18 protein-coding genes are annotated in these 16,672 nt (G+C 62.7%); 10 read left to right on the forward strand and 8 right to left on the reverse strand.

Going from position 1 to position 16,672, the window contains the following annotated elements; all coding sequences use genetic code 11:
- The 5 genes from H3V04_RS04100 to H3V04_RS04120 form a co-directional block, all read right to left on the reverse strand.
- The gene (locus tag H3V04_RS04100; RefSeq protein WP_198187297.1) at window positions 1-1,014 is read right to left on the reverse strand and encodes a DUF3027 domain-containing protein; all 1,014 of its coding nucleotides are present in this window, start codon (window positions 1,012-1,014) and stop codon (window positions 1-3) included.
- Window positions 1,015-1,081: 67 nt separating this feature from the next.
- Entirely contained in the window at window positions 1,082-1,471 is a 390-nt protein-coding gene (locus H3V04_RS04105; protein WP_015022102.1) for a cold-shock protein, read from the reverse strand.
- Window positions 1,472-1,593: 122 nt separating this feature from the next.
- Window positions 1,594-3,522 (reverse strand): cell wall metabolism sensor histidine kinase WalK, encoded by a 1,929-nt coding sequence (locus H3V04_RS10415; RefSeq protein WP_269748859.1) that lies wholly within the window; start codon window positions 3,520-3,522, stop codon window positions 1,594-1,596.
- Window positions 3,503-4,261 (reverse strand): response regulator transcription factor, encoded by a 759-nt coding sequence (locus H3V04_RS04115; RefSeq protein WP_198177501.1) that lies wholly within the window; start codon window positions 4,259-4,261, stop codon window positions 3,503-3,505. The genes H3V04_RS10415 and H3V04_RS04115 overlap by 20 nt, the downstream gene beginning before the upstream one ends.
- Before the next feature lie 4 nt (window positions 4,262-4,265).
- Window positions 4,266-4,865, reverse strand: a complete 600-nt coding sequence (locus tag H3V04_RS04120; RefSeq protein ID WP_198180044.1) for a TPM domain-containing protein — start codon at window positions 4,863-4,865, stop codon at window positions 4,266-4,268.
- A gap of 261 nt (window positions 4,866-5,126) precedes the next feature.
- Here H3V04_RS04120 and H3V04_RS04125 point away from each other — a divergent pair, with 261 nt between their 5' ends.
- A complete protein-coding gene (locus H3V04_RS04125; protein ID WP_015022106.1) occupies window positions 5,127-5,420 on the forward strand; it encodes a WXG100 family type VII secretion target in 294 nt (97 codons plus the stop codon).
- Window positions 5,421-5,618: 198 nt separating this feature from the next.
- Here the strand turns inward: H3V04_RS04125 and groL are convergent, their stop codons facing one another.
- From groL to H3V04_RS04140, 3 genes are all read right to left on the reverse strand, one after another.
- A complete protein-coding gene (gene groL, locus H3V04_RS04130) occupies window positions 5,619-7,238 on the reverse strand; it encodes a chaperonin GroEL (protein ID WP_024626575.1) in 1,620 nt (539 codons plus the stop codon).
- Window positions 7,239-7,555: 317 nt separating this feature from the next.
- Complete coding sequence (locus tag H3V04_RS04135; RefSeq protein WP_015022108.1) at window positions 7,556-7,759, reverse strand: cold-shock protein; 204 nt, start codon at window positions 7,757-7,759, stop codon at window positions 7,556-7,558.
- A gap of 168 nt (window positions 7,760-7,927) precedes the next feature.
- A complete protein-coding gene (locus H3V04_RS04140) occupies window positions 7,928-8,572 on the reverse strand; it encodes a LytR C-terminal domain-containing protein (protein ID WP_198187298.1) in 645 nt (214 codons plus the stop codon).
- Between the two features lie 150 nt (window positions 8,573-8,722).
- On the opposite strand from H3V04_RS04140, the gene H3V04_RS04145 reads away from it, so the two are divergent.
- The 9 genes from H3V04_RS04145 (at window position 8,723) to H3V04_RS04185 (ending at window position 16,670) form a co-directional block, all read left to right on the forward strand.
- Window positions 8,723-9,511 (forward strand): uracil-DNA glycosylase, encoded by a 789-nt coding sequence (locus H3V04_RS04145; RefSeq protein WP_232342454.1) that lies wholly within the window; start codon window positions 8,723-8,725, stop codon window positions 9,509-9,511.
- 45 nt (window positions 9,512-9,556) lie between these two features.
- Window positions 9,557-10,612 (forward strand): AAA family ATPase, encoded by a 1,056-nt coding sequence (locus H3V04_RS04150; RefSeq protein ID WP_373564665.1) that lies wholly within the window; start codon window positions 9,557-9,559, stop codon window positions 10,610-10,612.
- Window positions 10,609-11,541, forward strand: a complete 933-nt coding sequence (locus tag H3V04_RS04155) for a DUF58 domain-containing protein (protein ID WP_198187299.1) — start codon at window positions 10,609-10,611, stop codon at window positions 11,539-11,541. Before H3V04_RS04150 ends, H3V04_RS04155 begins: the two co-directional genes overlap by 4 nt.
- Window positions 11,538-12,071: a hypothetical protein gene (locus H3V04_RS04160; protein ID WP_198180049.1), complete on the forward strand. Its 534-nt coding sequence runs from the start codon at window positions 11,538-11,540 to the stop codon at window positions 12,069-12,071. Before H3V04_RS04155 ends, H3V04_RS04160 begins: the two co-directional genes overlap by 4 nt.
- On the forward strand, window positions 12,068-13,144 hold the full coding sequence (locus tag H3V04_RS04165) for a VWA domain-containing protein (RefSeq protein ID WP_198187300.1): 1,077 nt from the start codon (window positions 12,068-12,070) through the stop codon (window positions 13,142-13,144). The genes H3V04_RS04160 and H3V04_RS04165 overlap by 4 nt, the downstream gene beginning before the upstream one ends.
- Window positions 13,141-14,169 carry a VWA domain-containing protein gene (locus H3V04_RS04170; protein WP_198187301.1) on the forward strand — a complete coding sequence of 343 codons (1,029 nt, stop codon included), beginning with the start codon at window positions 13,141-13,143 and terminating at the stop codon, window positions 14,167-14,169. Before H3V04_RS04165 ends, H3V04_RS04170 begins: the two co-directional genes overlap by 4 nt.
- Window positions 14,166-14,717, forward strand: coding sequence for a DUF6466 family protein (locus H3V04_RS04175; protein ID WP_198187302.1), 552 nt, complete (start codon window positions 14,166-14,168; stop codon window positions 14,715-14,717). Before H3V04_RS04170 ends, H3V04_RS04175 begins: the two co-directional genes overlap by 4 nt.
- A 202-nt stretch (window positions 14,718-14,919) precedes the next feature.
- Window positions 14,920-15,246, forward strand: a complete 327-nt coding sequence (locus tag H3V04_RS04180) for a hypothetical protein (RefSeq protein WP_198180057.1) — start codon at window positions 14,920-14,922, stop codon at window positions 15,244-15,246.
- Window positions 15,243-16,670 (forward strand): alpha/beta hydrolase, encoded by a 1,428-nt coding sequence (locus H3V04_RS04185; protein ID WP_198187303.1) that lies wholly within the window; start codon window positions 15,243-15,245, stop codon window positions 16,668-16,670. The genes H3V04_RS04180 and H3V04_RS04185 overlap by 4 nt, the downstream gene beginning before the upstream one ends.
- Window positions 16,671-16,672 lie beyond the last annotated feature (2 nt).

The following is a 16,672-nucleotide window of genomic DNA, read 5'->3' on the forward strand; positions in this document are numbered from 1 at the left end:
TCAGTCCTCTGAGCCGTCTTCCGACTGCATCTGCTCCATGAGTTCCACCTCAGGGCGCTCCTCGCGGGGCTTCTGCCTGACCACATCGATATGAAGATCGTCATAGGCCGGCTGCGACTGGACCCAGAGATGTGACTCCTCCTGGGGCTCGATCTCGGAATGCTCACCGCAGCCATGATCCAGGGAGACCACACGCCCGTCGTCAGGGCTCCAACGATTGGCACAGACACCGAACATGGTCCCCAGATCACCTGCCAGGGGAATCATGAAGCCGCAGGTCTCGCAGGCCTTGCCCTTGGCCGTCCGGGTCGACAGGGACTTGGGGCCGTGCTGCCCCTCGTACCAGCGCTTGGCAGTGGCGGACCTGGCCTCGGCAGTCATCAGGTGCCGACGAGTCAGTGCGAAGCGGTCGACGGCCTCATCCAGATCGTCGGAAGAGGTCTGGGCACCGACGGAGACCTGTTCGTTCGATTCCTGCCCGTGAACGTCTTTTTCGTCACCTGAGCGGTCCACCAGGCGGAAGATCGCACCGTCGGTCTCCGCATCAGTGCCATCAGTACCGTCAGCATCAACCGAGGCTGATGCTTTCCGGCCCTCTTCATTGTCCTCCGGGGTCTGCTGTACTTCAGAATTCCTAGGCTCAGCCTGCGCAGGCCTGTATCCGGCCGTCAGCCTGGGGTCGTCGGGGTCGGTGCCCATGGCATCGGTCACGCTCAGATCCGAGGGCAGCAGGCGATCCTTCCAGGGAACCCATGCCGGGGGTTGCAGGGCCGCATCGGTGGGCACCAGAGACGATTCATCCACAGTCCAGGTATCGGCATCCTCATCACGGTAGAGGGTGACCGACCACTGCCAGCCCTCGTAGCCCTTGATGGCCGAGGCAAACCGGTAGTCCCAGACTCCATCCCCGATCAGGGTGCGGCCCACCAGCGCACCGACCTCATCGCTGTCGGCAGCCACGCTCAGAGCCACCTGCCTGGCCAGTTCCTCAGGATCCAGGTCCTCTTGAACCATCTATCACACCTTCATCATCAGTGGGACCGGATCAACCGATCCACGTCGGATTCTTCTCGCCGTCCATTCAGTCCGGCACGTCAAAGTCATCGGCCACAGCCCTCAGGAGGGTGGCCAGCTTGGCGGATTCGGCCCGCCCCGGATAGTGGTGCCGACGCAGGCCATTGCCAGCCGAATCCAACAGCTTGATCAGATCCTCCACGATGGCGGCCATATCGTCCGGATCGGGTCGCTTGGCACGCAGAATGGAAGGGGTCGGCCCCACCAGCTTCAGATCAAGGGCCTGGGGGCCCTTGCGGCCCTCAGCCACCGAGAACTCCACCCGGGATCCCTTGCGTATGGTGGATACCCCGGCAGGCAGGGCTGATGAGGGCAGGAAGACATCCCCACCTTGTTCATCCGTGATGAACCCGAACCCCCGCTTGGCGTCGTACCACCGTACTCTCCCGCTGGGCATGCTCTGCCACTTCCTTACGTTGCTTCTTGAACAGGTATATCCGAAATCAGTTTACCTGAACAGGACGGGCAGGACGACCCATCTTGTCATAGGCGTACGGGGCGGTTGGTGGCAGGATTGGCCTAACCCTCAGCTCCCCCCTGATCCCGCCTGACGCCCTGGGGTATGACGATGGTGAAGGTCAAACCGCCTCCCGGGGTCTGCGAGGCGCAGATGAACCCCTGATGAGCCTTGACAATGGACTGGACGATAGCTAAGCCCAGCCCCGTGCCGCCCTTCTCCCGAGCCCTGGACGGGTCGGCCGTATAGAAGCGCTCGAAGAGCCTGGACCTGGACTCCTCCGGGACGCCTGGCCCGTGGTCGACCACCCGGATGATGGCGTAGTCGGTGCCCACATGGCTGTTCTCAGCCACCTGGATCGCCTCGGTCAGGTGTCCCAGAGAGGATTCGGTGGCCTCCAGCCTGGTCAGATCCGCTGGAGCAATGGTCGCCTTGACCAGGCCCAATCCCACCTGAACCGGCGAATCAGACGGAGTGTAGCGGTGGATATTGCCCACGATATTGGTGATCACCTGACGCAGGCGGCTGGGGTCGCCAGTCACCTGTACCGGGGGCAGGGGGCCCTCCTGAATGTCCAGGCTGACGGATGGACCCAGGTGCCCGCCTACCGTGATTTTCTCCTTGCTGCGTGCCTTGAGGCCCGGCAGACCCTTGTTGGCTGCGACCGGGACCTCCTGGGGGGCTGGCTGATCCTCGGTGTCCAGGCAAACCTTTCCTGTAGCCACCTGTCTGCCAGGGTCCAAGGCATGCAGGTCGTCCACCCCGTCACCCACCAGCCCAGTCAGGTCGACCGGCAGGGTCGTGTCGATTCCCCTGCCCTCATCCAGGCGTGCAAGCGAGAGCAGATCCGTGACCAGGACCGTCATCCTGGTGGAAGAGTCCTCGATGTGCTGAATGGATTTGTCGGCCCGCTCCAGAGCCCCTGGATAGTCGCGCTGCATCCTGTAGAGCTCTGCATAGCCATGGATGGCGGCCAGCGGTGTGCGCAGCTCATGACTGGCATCCGAAACGAACTGTTTCATCTTCTCGGTGGTCTGGCGCTGCTCTTCGAAGGAATGCTCGATTCGCGCCAGCATGGCATTCAAGGATGCCGCCAGGGAGCCCACCTCGGTATTCTCGGGGAAGCTGGGAATGCGTTGGGAGAGGTCGCCGGCCGCTATCTTTGCAGCGGTCTTCTCGATACGCTTGAGCGGAACCAGGGTGGACTGAATCAGCAGGACCGAGATGACTCCTCCCAGAAGGACCACCACGACGGAAATGATCATGCAGAAAGCCGTCAGATCATGCACAGCTTCGTCCTGGTCGCTCATGGACAGGCCGATGAAGAGCACGCCGCTAATTTCGGAATCGTCCAGTTCGTTGCGCAGCTTCCACTGCATGGCCACCACCCGCCAGGAGGCCCGGGCCCGCTTCATGGTGTCCCGGTCGGGCGAGGCCTGCTTGGAGATGCGCACGTAGGCTGGTACGGTGGTCGGCTGGCCCAGGGGTATCGATCCCAGGCTGCCGTCGGCGGGCAGGCGCGGGCGGGAGATGACCCCGTTGACCTGCATGGGATTCAGATCGTCCGAAATGATGTGCAGGTCGTTGTCGCGGATCTGCAGGAAGTAATCGGTTGGGCCCAGGCCGTTCTTGCTCAGGTCCTCCTGGCGAAGAAGGGTGGCGTTGCGAATTCCCAGGTTGGCCTGGCGGATCAATTGCGTGTCCGTGCGCTTCATCAGATAGTCGTCGGCCATCTGGCAGATGGCTACAGAGACACCCACCGTGCCCACGATGAGCAGGATGAGCATGCTGGCCACAAGTTTGGTGCTTAGGGGGATGGCAGCCAGAGGCGACCTAGGCATGGAGCGACCCCTCGGCTTGACGGAGCCGGCTGTCTTGCCGGAGTCCGATCCCATGAAGAACCTGGACCCGTCAGCCGCCCTCGGGTCGGGAGCGGCCGACGGGTCCGTCTTGGGGGCCGGACCCTGGGGACTAGTCGCCATCGCCGCCATCCGATGCGTTCTGCCTGGGAGCCCTGATCATGTAGCCGATGCCCCGCTTGGTCTCGATCAGCGGGGTGACCTTGCGCTCCCCACCGTGTCCGTCGCTGACGGTGATGCCATCCACCTTCTTGCGCAGGTAGGAGATGTAGGATTCCACAATGGCCGCATCGCCGCCCCAGTCGTACTGCCAGACGTGGTCCAGGATCTGGGCCTTGCTGAGCACGCGACCCTCATTGTCCATCAGGTAGCGCAGCAGCTTGTATTCGGTCGGGCTCAGGTCGATGGGTCGGCCGGCCCTGGTGACGTCATGGGAATCCTCGTTGATCTCCAGATCGCCCACGCGGATGATCGGGTCATCCTCCTGGTGCTCGCGGGTCCTGCGCAGTATGGCCTTGATTCTGGCCACGACCTCCTCCAGGCTGAAGGGTTTGGTCACATAATCGTCGCCGCCCACAGTCAGACCCATGACCTTGTCCTGGGTATCATCCCTGGCCGTCAGGAAGAGCACCGGCGCATCGATTCCCTCCTGACGGATGCGGGAGGTGACCGTAAACCCATCGATGTCAGGCAGCATGACATCCAAGACGATCAGATCCGGCTGGATGCGTTCGATGACCTGGATGGCCTCGGAGCCGGATGCCGCGGTCTCGACAGCAAAGCCCGCGAAGTGCAGGGAGGCCACCAGCAGATCCCTGATGGACGGTTCGTCGTCGACCACGACCAGTTGTGCTTGCGTCGGTTTGCTCATGGCTTCAGCTTGCCGCCTCTTTCTGGGTATTGTCTGAAAGTTCGCTGACCGTCTCTGTCTGCTTTGGTTCCTTCTTCGCTGCGCTGGACTTGCGATGATGAGCCCCTGTTCGGCTGCTGCGACGCCACCAGATCGCCACGACCACGACCAGAATGACCAGGACCACAACCGTCACCGAAAGAGCGACAATCATGATCCGATGATGTCGCTGGTTTTGTTTCAGGGTCTCCACTTGGGCCATCATGGCCCTGGCCGAGCCCACCCAGTCGGGATTGCGGCCCTTGGTGACCGGCTCCAGAGCGGCCTGCGAGAGCTGATCCACGCTGGACTGGTCCTTGAGCCAGGACTGCGAGTTGCTGGAGACCGCCACAACCAATTTGCCGTCCTGAGAGGCCACGGCCAGCATGACCGTGTCGTGGGCGGGCTTCATCGATTCGAGCACCCGGGATGCCCAGGTCTCCGGCTTGACGCCCTCATAGAAATGCGGCAGGTAGAGCAGTCGGACCGATACTCCGGTTTGCTCTGCAGTCTCCTTGATTGCATCCTTGACGGAGCCCACATCAGAACCCAGCAGATTCTGCGGATCGGTGATCGTATCTGTCATGGTTCCTGCCCCGTTTTGAGGTTCATCGGCAAAAGCCCTGGTCGATCCAAGGCCGCTGATCGCCAAAACCATCAAGAGCAGGAGAGCCAGAACCCGCTGCATGGCAGGAAAGCTGAACCGACTCGTCCTGTGGAGGGGAACTCGTTCGACCACATGGGTCCGCGGACGGGGCAACTGCGTGAACACTGTCATAGTGTCCACAGTAGCGGTTGACGGCATCGGACTCCCCCACCATCACCGCCATTCACGGAAAGGACAACCATGACAAGGTTCCAAGTTGATTCGGATCAGATACAGACGGCCTCCGGCGCGGTCAGCGGCTCGATAGGGGCCATCAGAGATGCCGTGGCGGGGATGTACACCAACCTGGACAATCTCCAAAGCGTCTGGCAGGGCTCGGCAGCCAGCCAATTCGCCACGGTGGCCCAGCAGTGGCGCGCTTCGCAGGCCCAGATGGAGCAGGCGCTTGAAGGCATCCAGGCAGCCCTGACCCAGGCCTCGGCTCTCTACGCGGACACCGAGGCCCAGGCCACCCGCCTCTTCGCCGGAGCCTGAACGCCTGGCTGATACATGCAGGCAGCTCGAATCCGTTCGACCAAGGCATGTCCATTGCTTATCGGATCCAGACCTGACAGGCATATGGAAAGACCGAACATAACAAAGGCAGGGGCCTGCGCACCATTGTCCGATGCGCAGGCCCCCGCCTTTGGCGATCACCCGGTTCAGCCGAGAATGCGGCCGAACCTCAAGGGATCAGTAGCCCATGTCGCCCTGAGGCTGAGCTGCGGCAGGTGCCGGCGGCTCGGGCTTGTTGGCCACGACGGCCTCGGTGGTCAGGAAGAGCCCGGCGATGGAGGCAGCGTTCTGCAGGGCGGAACGGGTCACCTTGACGGGGTCGGCCACGCCGGCCTCCAGCAGGTCCTGGTACTCGTTGTTGGCGGCGTTGAAGCCCTGGCCAGCAGGCAGCGAACGGACCTTGTTGATGACCACGTCACCGGAGACGCCGCTGTTCTCGGCGATCTGCTTGATGGGGGCCTCGATGGCGCGGAAGACAATGGAGGCGCCGGTGGACTCGTCGCCATCCAGCTTGACATCCTTCTCGGCCTTGGCAGCGGCCTGAACCAGGGCCACGCCGCCTCCGGGCAGCAGACCCTCCTCAATGGCGGCCTTGGCGTTACGGACAGCATCCTCGATACGGTGCTTGCGCTCCTTGGCCTCGACCTCGGTGGCTGCGCCGACCTTGATGACGGCCACGCCACCGGCCAGCTTGGCCAGCCGCTCCTGCAGCTTCTCGCGGTCGTAGTCGGAGTCGGTGTTCTCGATCTCGGTGCGGATCTGGCCCACGCGGGCGGAGACCTCATCCTTGGAACCGCCACCGGAGACGATGGTGGTCTCATCCTTGGAGACGATGACCTTCTTGGCGGTGCCCAGCACGCTCATGTCGATGGAGTCCAGCTTGAGACCGAGCTCATCGGAGACCACCTGTGCACCGGTCAGAATGGCCATATCCTGCAGCATGGCCTTGCGGCGGTCACCAAAGCCAGGAGCCTTGACGGCGCAGGAGTTGAAGGTACCGCGGATCTTGTTGAGGATCAGGGTGGGCAGCGCCTCGCCGTCCACATCCTCGGCCACGATCAGCAGGGGCTTGCCGGTCTTCATGACCAGTTCGGCGATGTGGACCACGTCCTGCTGGCTGGAGACCTTGCCCGAGGTCAGCAGAATGTAAGGATCATCCAGAACCGCGGTCTGGTCATCATTGTTGGTGACGAAGTAGGGAGCGATGTAGCCCTTGTCGAAGCGCATGCCCTCGGTGAACTCCAGGTCCAGTCCGAAGCGGTTGTTGTCCTCGACGGTGACCACACCGTCCTGGCCGACCTTGTCCAGAGCCTCGGCGATCTCATTGCCGATCTCGGGGTCGCCTGCAGAAATGGTGGCGGTGGCTGCGATCTGATCCTTGGTCTCGACTTCCTTGGACTGGGCCACAAGCTCCTTGACGATGGCGTCAGCAGCCTTCTCGATGCCGCGGCGCAGGGCGATGGGGTTGGAACCGGCGGCCACGTTCTTCAGTCCCTCATGCACCAGGGACTGGGCCAGCACGGTGGCGGTGGTGGTGCCGTCTCCGGCGACGTCGTCAGTCTTCTTGGCGACTTCCTTGACCAGCTCGGCGCCAATGCGCTCGTAGGGATCCTCCAGATCGATCTCCTTGGCGATGGAGACGCCGTCGTTGGTGATGGTCGGTGCGCCGTAGGACTTGTCCAGCACGACATTGCGACCCTTGGGGCCCAGCGTGACCTTGACTGTGTCGGCCAGCTTGTCCAGGCCGGCAAGCATGCCCTGACGAGCTTCCTCGTCATACTCGATGATTTTTGCCATTGTTGCTTCCTCCGTCATGGCTTGAGGTTTCATGACCCACCGTCGGCGTGGAACGGAACCCGACCGTCAGCTGTCGTGTTATCACTCCCGCACCTCGAGTGCTAATTCAGCAGATTAGCACTCGATGGGGCCGAGTGCCAACCCGAAGGGAAAATACGCTGCAGGCTGTATGTCATGTTTGCCCTGACATGTCGGTAGCGGCGACGGATAATCCGCACACTGCACAGTCCTGGCTCAGGATCCGGATGTAGGCAAGGTGCCATAAAAAAGGACCCCGGAATGACCGGGGCCCCCATGACGAATACAGAAGATGACAATCAGAGCTTGGTGACCTTGGTTGCCTGCAGACCCTTGGGGCCCTGCTCCACCTGATATTCGACCTTATCTCCCTCATCAAGGGTCTTGAAGCCATCTGACTGAATGGCCGAGTAGTGCACGAACACGTCCTCGCCGCCATCGTCGGGATTGATGAATCCGTAACCCTTGCCAGCGCTGAAGAATTTCACAGTGCCTTGTGCCATAACTAACTTCCTTAACATAGGTGCCGCGTCACAACAGATACGAGACTGACCGCATCTGCCTGGTCGGCAAGGTCAGTTTAGGCCCATTTATGGGGCAATTGCAAAACGCCGAGCCGAAACTCTGAATGTTTTGCCGTCGTTTTCTTCCGCTGACAGGTTGGCCGAGCCTCACTGCATGAGGATGGCTTCCACCGGAGTGGAGGTCACAGAGGATTGCTCCACCTGTGCGATGCCCAGCACGTTGGCCACCTCTTGGGCAGTGGCCTTATCCGCCTCGTCACGGTAGCGGACCATGCTCACGCCAGGCAGGGCACCTTGCGGGTTGGATGCCGTGACCGCAGTGTAACCGGCATTGACCAGAACCTGGCGCTTCTTGCCGGCATACCCGGTGACCCTGGTTCCGTTGATGACGGTGACCCGCGTGCCCCGGTTGACCACCGGAGCCGGGCTGCTGCTGGAGGCACTGGCCGAAGGCGACTGGGTGGACGGCTCAGAAGTTTGTTCCTGGGAGGCTTGATCGGTAGCGGTCGCGCTACTTGAAGCCGAAGAGGAGGCTGAACGCTTGGGCAGATGGCTGCTGATGACCCGGGAGGCTTCAGTGTGCGTCTGCTGCCAGGGCAGGGAGCCGCTGACCGCAGCCCATACGCCCAGACCGCACAGCACCGCCAAGACAACCACCAGCAGGTAGGGCAGGACCCTGACCGACAGGGAACGCGGCCCGCGATGCACGCCGACCGGGCCCTTGGGAGGGTTATCGAACGCATCATGAACCTGAGGGCGCGCCTGCGTCCCATTGTCGCGCGTGCTAGCCATGAACTCTCCTCTGCTCCACCGGATCCTGAACCATTATAAGTAATGCGTCGCCGGGTCAACATTCAACTGACCATTCGACGTCCTCCGCCAACCCTGGAATGGCCGAGGCAGTCCTGACCGGCCCATATTGCCAAGCGATATAGTGACCTTATGAACAGCAGCCAGCCAATTGCCGCAACCCCCCCTGAGCCGACGAACCGAACCGGTACCAACCCTCCGACCATAGCAGGAGGCCAGGGCCGAACCCAGCGCAAACCTTTGAGCGCTTTGGTGGACCCCGGCTGGGCCCGCGCTCTGGCACCCGTCGAGCCCAACATTCATCGGATGGGCGACTTCCTCAGATCCGAGCTGGCACAGGGTCACCGCTACCTGCCTGCCAGCAAGAACATTCTGCGCGCCTTTACCATCCCCTTCGACTCCATCAAGGTCCTGATCGTGGGCCAGGATCCCTACCCGACGCCCGGCCATCCGGTGGGCCTGAGCTTCTGCGTGGACCCTGCAGTCAGCCCCATTCCCGGCTCCCTGCGCAATATCTATGCCGAGCTGAACTCCGACCTGGGCCTGCCCACACCTTCCAACGGCGATCTGACACCTTGGACCAGGCGAGGGGTCATGCTGCTCAACCGCTGCCTGACTGTGCGGGTGGGCAAACCGGCCAGCCACCGGAACAAGGGCTGGGAGGAGATCACCGACGCCGCCATCCGAGCTCTGAACGACAGACGCGACCAGGAGGGCAAGGTCCGGCCCCTGGTGGCAATTCTTTGGGGAAGGCAGGCCCAGAGCCTTGAGCCCCTCTTGACCAACGCGGCCATCATCAAATCCCCGCATCCCAGCCCCTTGTCGGCCCGGTACGGCTTCTTCGGCTCCCATCCGTTCTCCAAGGCCAACCAAGCGCTGGAGGCCATGGGCGCCGAACCGGTGGACTGGTCACTGACCTGAGTCCTGCCGGCTGAGTCGTCAGGAAATGCCGTTACCATGTCTGCTATGGCATTATTCCCACCTCGACCCAGTCAGTCCCCATCTGTTCAGCCCGGTCAGGACCGCCAGGTTCCGCCAATCAGCCAGGACGACCTGCAACGTTGCCGCCAGTTGGCCGACCGGATCCGGACCCGCTTTTCGAGGACTCTGGTAGGCCAGGAGAACCTGCGGGAGGCCCTGATCCTGACTTTGGTGGCCTCAGGACACATCCTGATCGAATCCGTGCCCGGCCTGGCCAAGACCACGGCCGCCCAGACCCTGGCCACCTCGGTCTCCGGCAGCTTCAAGCGGATCCAGTGCACTCCCGACCTGATGCCCTCGGATCTGGTAGGCACCCAGGTCTATGACTTCTCCACACAGCGCTTCTCCACACAGCTGGGCCCCATCCACGCCAACTTCGTCCTTCTGGACGAGATCAACCGATCCAACGCCAAAACCCAGTCAGCCATGCTGGAGGCCATGGCCGAGGGTGCCACCACAATCGGCGGCGAGCGTATAGCCCTGCCCCGGCCCTTCATGGTGATCGCCACCCAGAACCCCATCGAGGAGGAGGGCACCTACAACCTGCCCGAGGCCCAGATGGACCGGTTCATGCTCAAGGCCGTCATGACCTATCCCAATGCCGACCAGGAGACACGGATGTTGCAGATGCTGACCAGCCGAGGCACCGATATGCCCGGCAAGGACGATCGGGATGCGCTGACCATCGCCGATGTGGACTTCCTCAGGCAGAAGGCCCGGCAGGTCCACGTAGCACAGCCCATCATGCGATATGCGGTCGATCTGGCAGCCACCAGCAGGGGAGCTGGATCGCGACCCATCCAAGGGCTTGCAGAGCAGGTGAGGCTGGGGGCCAGCCCGCGCGCCTCCATCGCCCTGGTTCGCATCGGCCAGGCCAGAGCCCTGCTGACAGGCAGGGATTACGTCATTCCCGAGGATTTGAAGGACTGGGCCCATTCGGTGCTCCGCCACCGGATTCTGCTGACCTTCGAGGCCCAGGCCGACGGTGTCAGCAGCGACGACATCATCGACCAGATCGTCGACACGGTACCGGTGCCATGAGCCGTCGACGTCCGGATCATGACCCGGTCCGCAGGCGGATCGAGTCCTTGGACACCAGCCTGCGCCTTCCCACGGTGCGCAGGGCCCTGGGCCTGCTGGAGGGCGAGCACTCCTCCGGCCGTCGTGGCGGCGGGGACGAACGAGCCGACCTGCGCGCATACGAGTTCGGGGACGAAACCCGCATGATCGACTGGCACGCCAGCGCCCGGATGGGTCGGCCCATGGTGGTGGAGCGCGAGCGCCTGGTCACCAGTAGGGTCTGGCTGCTGCTGGATGTCGGCCGCGAGATGTCAGGAACATGCCCTGACGGGGAGCAGGCCATCCAGGTGGCTGCCAACGCCCTGTGCATGTTCGCCTCCCTCTGCCTGCGCCGCAGCGATGAGGTGGATCTGGTCCTGGTCGATTCGTCCGCCATCCGACGCGTACCCTGCCAGGGCGGTTTCGCTCGATTCGAGCAGACCCTGGACCGGGCTCTGGAGTCACGGCTGGATCAGCCGCGCAACCTTGAGGCCCTGCTGGGCTACGCCGCAGGCATCCAGGACCGGCAGGCCATGCTGGTCATCGCCACCGACCAGTCGGCATTGAACGTTGACCTGATGCCGACCATCAGACGGTTGGCCACCACCCACCCCCTGAACCTCATCGGAGTGGAGACCATGAATCCCCTGCGCCTGCAGCCTGCTACGGGCTCGGTAACGGATGCGCCCAGCGGACGCAAGATCCCGGCCTTCCTGCGCACTGTGAACGGGACGCGGGCGGTGGATCTGCACAGACGCTATCAGATAGAGGCCTTCAGCCGAGAACTGTCCAGAATCGGAGCCTCGCTGATCCGGGCCGACTCCAGCACAGCCATGTTCAACAGGTTCATCCACCTGCTTTCAGCCGGAAGACCAGGCATCCCCATGCGACGGACGGTGATGGCGGCATGAGTGCTGTCGTCCTGATTCGTCTGGCATCCGGTCATGGCCGAATCAAGGTCATGCCCACCATGACCCAGCCCATCTGGCTACTGGCTCTGACGACGGCCGCCATCATACTGACCCTGGCCCTGGCTGCCGCGGCCCTTCTTTTGCCCAGGTTCCGCCGTCACCAGGAAGAGCGTCCGATCCAAGCGAGCTCCGACACCCGCGATGCGTGGCGTCAGCAAATCGATAAGGTGGTGGCCCGGTACGACAAGGGCCAGCTGGACCGCGACCAGGCCATGACGGCACTGGCCACCATAGCGCGTGGATTTGCCTCCCGCTCCTGGAACAGCGACATGAAGTCCAAGACTTTGGCCGAAATCCAGGCCCAGCCCCGTACGCCCAGTACACGGAAGGGCCTGGACCTGCTTCGGCAGACCATAGATGCTTTATACCCGCCTGAATTCGCCCTTCCCCGGGACAGCGCAGGAACCGACGCCACAGTGGATCAGGCTGCCGACTGGGTACGGGATTTGATTGAACGGTGGCCGCAATGAGCATAGGCAATCTGTCCTGGAGGTGGCCCTGGCTGCCGGTTCTGGCCTTGGTCCTGGCCCTGGCGTTCGGCCTGCTGGCCTACCGTATGGCACGTCGCGGCAAGCTGGATCAGGAACCGGGAGCACGGGTCTGGACCTTGGACAGCGACCTGGACACCGAGGAGGGCCATGAGGCGCTGCGGCACTGGCGGCGACTGAACCGCTGCGCCGCAATCCTGCTCGCTCTGGCCCTGCTGATGGTTTTGAGCCTGGCGGCAAGGCCCGCCCGGGTCGATCGGACATTGGAGCAGGGCCATAACCGCGATATTGTCCTATGCCTGGATGTGTCCGGCTCCACCCTGCCCTACGACCGGCAGGTGATCGCCTCCTACCTCGATCTTGTCCACAACTTCCGGGGCGAACGCATGGCCCTGAGCATATTCAACTCCACCTCGCGCACCGTCTTCCCCCTGACCGACGACTACGAGATGATCACCGCCGAATTGAGCAAGGCACGACGGATCCTGGACGGGGTGCAGTCCCAGGACCGCATCGATGCCATGAGCGGACGACAGTACCAGGACATCAGCGACTGGCTGGAGGGCACGCAGAACCGCCGGGACACCACCTCGCTGATCGGCGACGGGCTGGTGGGCTGCGCTGCACTCCTCCCACAATTCGCCCCCAAGGACCAGAGCGGATCGGCAAAGGCCGACCAACGGTCCAGCTCACTGGTCCTGGCCACCGATAACGTTGTCTCCGGCAAACCCACATACACCCTGGAGGAGGCACTCAAGCTGACCTCGGCCGCAGGAATCGCGGTGGACGGGCTCTATTCGGGACCGGACCAGGGCAGCGAGGATGAGAGCACCCGGCAGATGCAGAGGCTGATCGAAGCCCGTGGCGGTATTTTCCTGCGACGTCAGGATGGAAACTCCATCAACGCCTTGGTCCGCCGGATAGAGCATCGACACGGAGCCGACCCCCACCAGCAGGAGCAGTCCAGCCTGGTGGATGCACCCGGCTGGTGGACCCTGGCCCTGACCCTGGCGCTGTCGGGATATCTGCTCCTGGCCTGGAGGCTGAAGCGATGAACATACTCAAGTCCGTGACCTTTGAGCCTTCCCTGGGCTGGTTGGCCGGCGGCCTACTGGCGGGTCTGCTGCTGCTCCTGGCCATTGCGTTGGTCATCCATGGACTGCGCGAGGGTCGGGATACGGATGCCGACCGCTGGGCCCTGACCCGACGCACTGCCATGGTCCTGATCCTGGCCCTCATGGTCATGACCCCCAGCACGGTCAGCAAGACCACCAATAAAGCCGTCAACGCCACCGATGTCTTCATTGCGGTTGACGTGACCGGATCCATGGCGGTCAAGGATGCCGGATATGGCGACCAGGAAGGAATCAGCCGACTGGAGGCGGCCCGGACGGCCGTCCACGATCTGACACGCATCTACCCCGATGCCTCCTTCTCGGCCTTGAGCTTCGGCGCCTCGGCCAGCGTCGATCTGCCCCTGACCCCCGACGTGCGGGCTGTGGACAACTGGGCCAGGGGGCTGGTTACAGAGCCCACCTCCCAATCCTCCGGCTCCAGCCTGGATGCTCCACTGGATCGCCTGAGCCTGGTCTTGAAACAGACCAAGGACCGGCATCCCGACGACCGAATCCTGCTCTACCTGATCAGCGACGGCGAACAGACCGGACCCGATGAACGACGATCCTTCAGCGTTCTCAGGGAGGGATTAGACGATGCCTTTGTGCTGGGAACCGGCTCGGCCAAGGGCGGTATGGTGCCCTTGAGCTCCGATGTCGGCGGAAGCGACGGCGACGGTTGGGTGACGGACCCCAAGACCGGGCAGCCGGGCATCTCCGCCATGGACCCGAAAACCCTCAAGGCCATTGCGGACGAGATGAGCGGCCACTACCAGTCCCTGGCCAAGGGAACCGCGGTAGATGAAGGAGCCACGGCTGCGGCTTCCAAGCGCTACCGGGTGACCAAGGTCGACCAGGTCCGCCAACATGTCACCCCGCTGGTCTGGCCGCTGGCCCTGGTGGAGCTGGTCCTGATCCTGATTGAGGCGGGGCTCTGGATCCGCACTTCGAGGAGACTGCTATGAATAGGAAGTCCCGGCAAGGAGCAAGAGACGCAGGCCGCCTGCAAGTGCGCCTGATTTTGGCTGGCTTGGCCTTGATTGCAGCCCTGACCGGGGCCTGGGGCCTGATCAACGTCAAAGCCATCGCCACCTATAACGAAGGCACGCACACGTTGAGCACCAACGTTCGACAGGCCCAAAACCCCCAGGCCGATCCAGCATCCATCAAGGCCCTGCAGGACCAGGCCGAACATCTCTTCGCCCAAGTCGAACGGCCGGGACCCCTGATTCTGCCACAGACCAGACAGGCTGCCCAGGCCAACCGTGCTGCCAACGCTGCGCTGACCAGCCGCACGGAGCGTCTGCTCAAGAAGCAGAAGGCCGATAAGGCCCAGGACGGAAAGAACGAATCCGGAAAAGGGTCCTCTTCAGGACTGACCAAGCAGCAGAAGGCCGAGGTGGAGGACCTGCTCAAGCGCAACCAGCAGCAGAGCGAACCGTCCGCCTCCCCCACGCCGACAGGCAAGCCGGACGACAACAAGAGTCAGGGGAAGAATGTCAAGCCTTGGTGACCGACCGCGCACAACCTTTCGCGTGAGTCATTCCACCACCCTCTTTCCCAACAAATCGATTCCCATGCAGACGAACGTCCCATGACTATCAGACCGACAGAATTAGCGGTAAATCCGTCCACAGCCAGATGAACCGGACCTCATTCGACCACATGGCCCTACGGGGATCATTTCAAGATGATTGCAATGTTGTAGTAGAGACATGTATAGGTCATCCTCGTCACTACCCACCCTGGGTCCCTTCCTCGAACAGCAATCCTTCCTGACTGATCCGGAAGAGGCCCAAACCTGCCCCTGTCATGCGAGAGCGGCCCGCTGCCGGGCCATGCTGTTCGATATGGCACGGCAGTCGCGAACCACTCTGGTCCATCTGAGTGAATTAGCCGACCAAGCTCTGAGGGTCGACTGGGAAGGCCGGGCTGCTGAGGCCTATAAGGCCCAGGTGCGGGCCATGGATGCCGTCTGCCAGGATCAGCGCATCCAAGCAGGCCGCACCCTGAACCTGATCGATCAAGAGATCCGGCCATGAAGCGAACCATCACCGCCGCCCCCGACGCCAACGGCTATACGCGCACCGAGCTGGACCACCTGACCGGCATGGCGGACAGGCTCAACCAAGCAGGTGGTGCCTTGGCCACCATGCAGTCCCAGTGGGTTCTGACTAATCAGGCCATCTGCAGAATCATGCCGGGGCTGCCTGCCCTCCCCTGCACCCAGGCTGCCGTGCCGCCGCCGGGTCATGCCCATCTGCCAATGGATCGGATGGTGTCCTTCTGCAGTGACCAGGCCCAGGCCTACGAAGATCTGCGCACCCGGCTCCAGTCTGTGGCCGACCGACTGACCAAGGCCTACGGGCTGTACTCGCAAGCTGAATCGTTCATGGACCGGCTGATGAGCTCCCTGACCTCCAAGGCCCTGATCGTCTTTCAGCCTATTGCCCCGTTCATGCTGGGATCCGTCGGTTTAGGCCTGGGGGTGGCCAAACTGACCGGCCACCTGGATGCATCGCAATTCCAGGAATTTCTGGAAACCACAGCCAGCATCCAACAGCCCCTGCTGGCCGCCGTCGCATCCGGCCTGTCTTCAGACCACCATGATCCCATCGGCGGATTGGTTACCGGCCCGGGCCTTTTGATGCCTTTGATACTCGCTCATTTCCAGGGCGACCGAATCGCCATGAATCCTGTTCAGCCGCAGGGCCAAGGATTGGGCGAGGCCCACGACATCGCCGGCGCTCTGCACAACCTGGAGATCCTGGGATCCTGCCGGGATGGCATTCCCTACGCCACAGTCGCCGTACAGCGTTATCGAAAGACCGACGGCAAGGACCACTGGCTGGTCTACATTCCCGGCACCAGCTCCCATCTGGACTCCCCCATCGGATGGGCCCAGAACATCCAGCTCATGAGCGACAAGGCTTCGGTGCGCGACAGGGCAGCCTCCCTGCGTCTGGTGGACCAGGCCATGCGTGATGCGGGAGTTCGCCCGGACGATCCGGTCAGCCTGGTAGGCCACTCCCAGGGTGGGATCGTGGCCGCAACCATGGCCTCGGATCTTTCGGACCGCTACAGTTTCGATCACATCGTGACCGTCGGCTCGCCCATCGCCCATCGGAAAATACAGCCTGACACCTGGGTGACCAGCGTGGAGATGCGCGAAGAGCTGGTCTCCAGCCTTGATGGGGCCGACAACCCCTCTCGATCCAATCAGCTGACAGTCAGGGGACGAGCGGGCGGGCCTCCCCCTCCAGGTGGGACACAGACCGGCCGGACAGTGACCACTGCCGGACCCGGCAAGGAATCCACCCACGGCATGGCCTACCAGCAGGCGGCCTGGGCTGATGCCCGAGATCAGAACTCACCAGCAGTACGACGTCAGGACGACCACTTCGCCCATGCCATCGAGGGCGATCTGCAGGAGACCCGCTACTACCGTGGCAGGCTACGACGGTGAGC

Source organism: Bifidobacterium sp. M0353 (assembly GCF_016100645.1).
Taxonomy (GTDB): Bacteria; Actinomycetota; Actinomycetes; order Actinomycetales; family Bifidobacteriaceae; genus Bombiscardovia; species Bombiscardovia choladohabitans.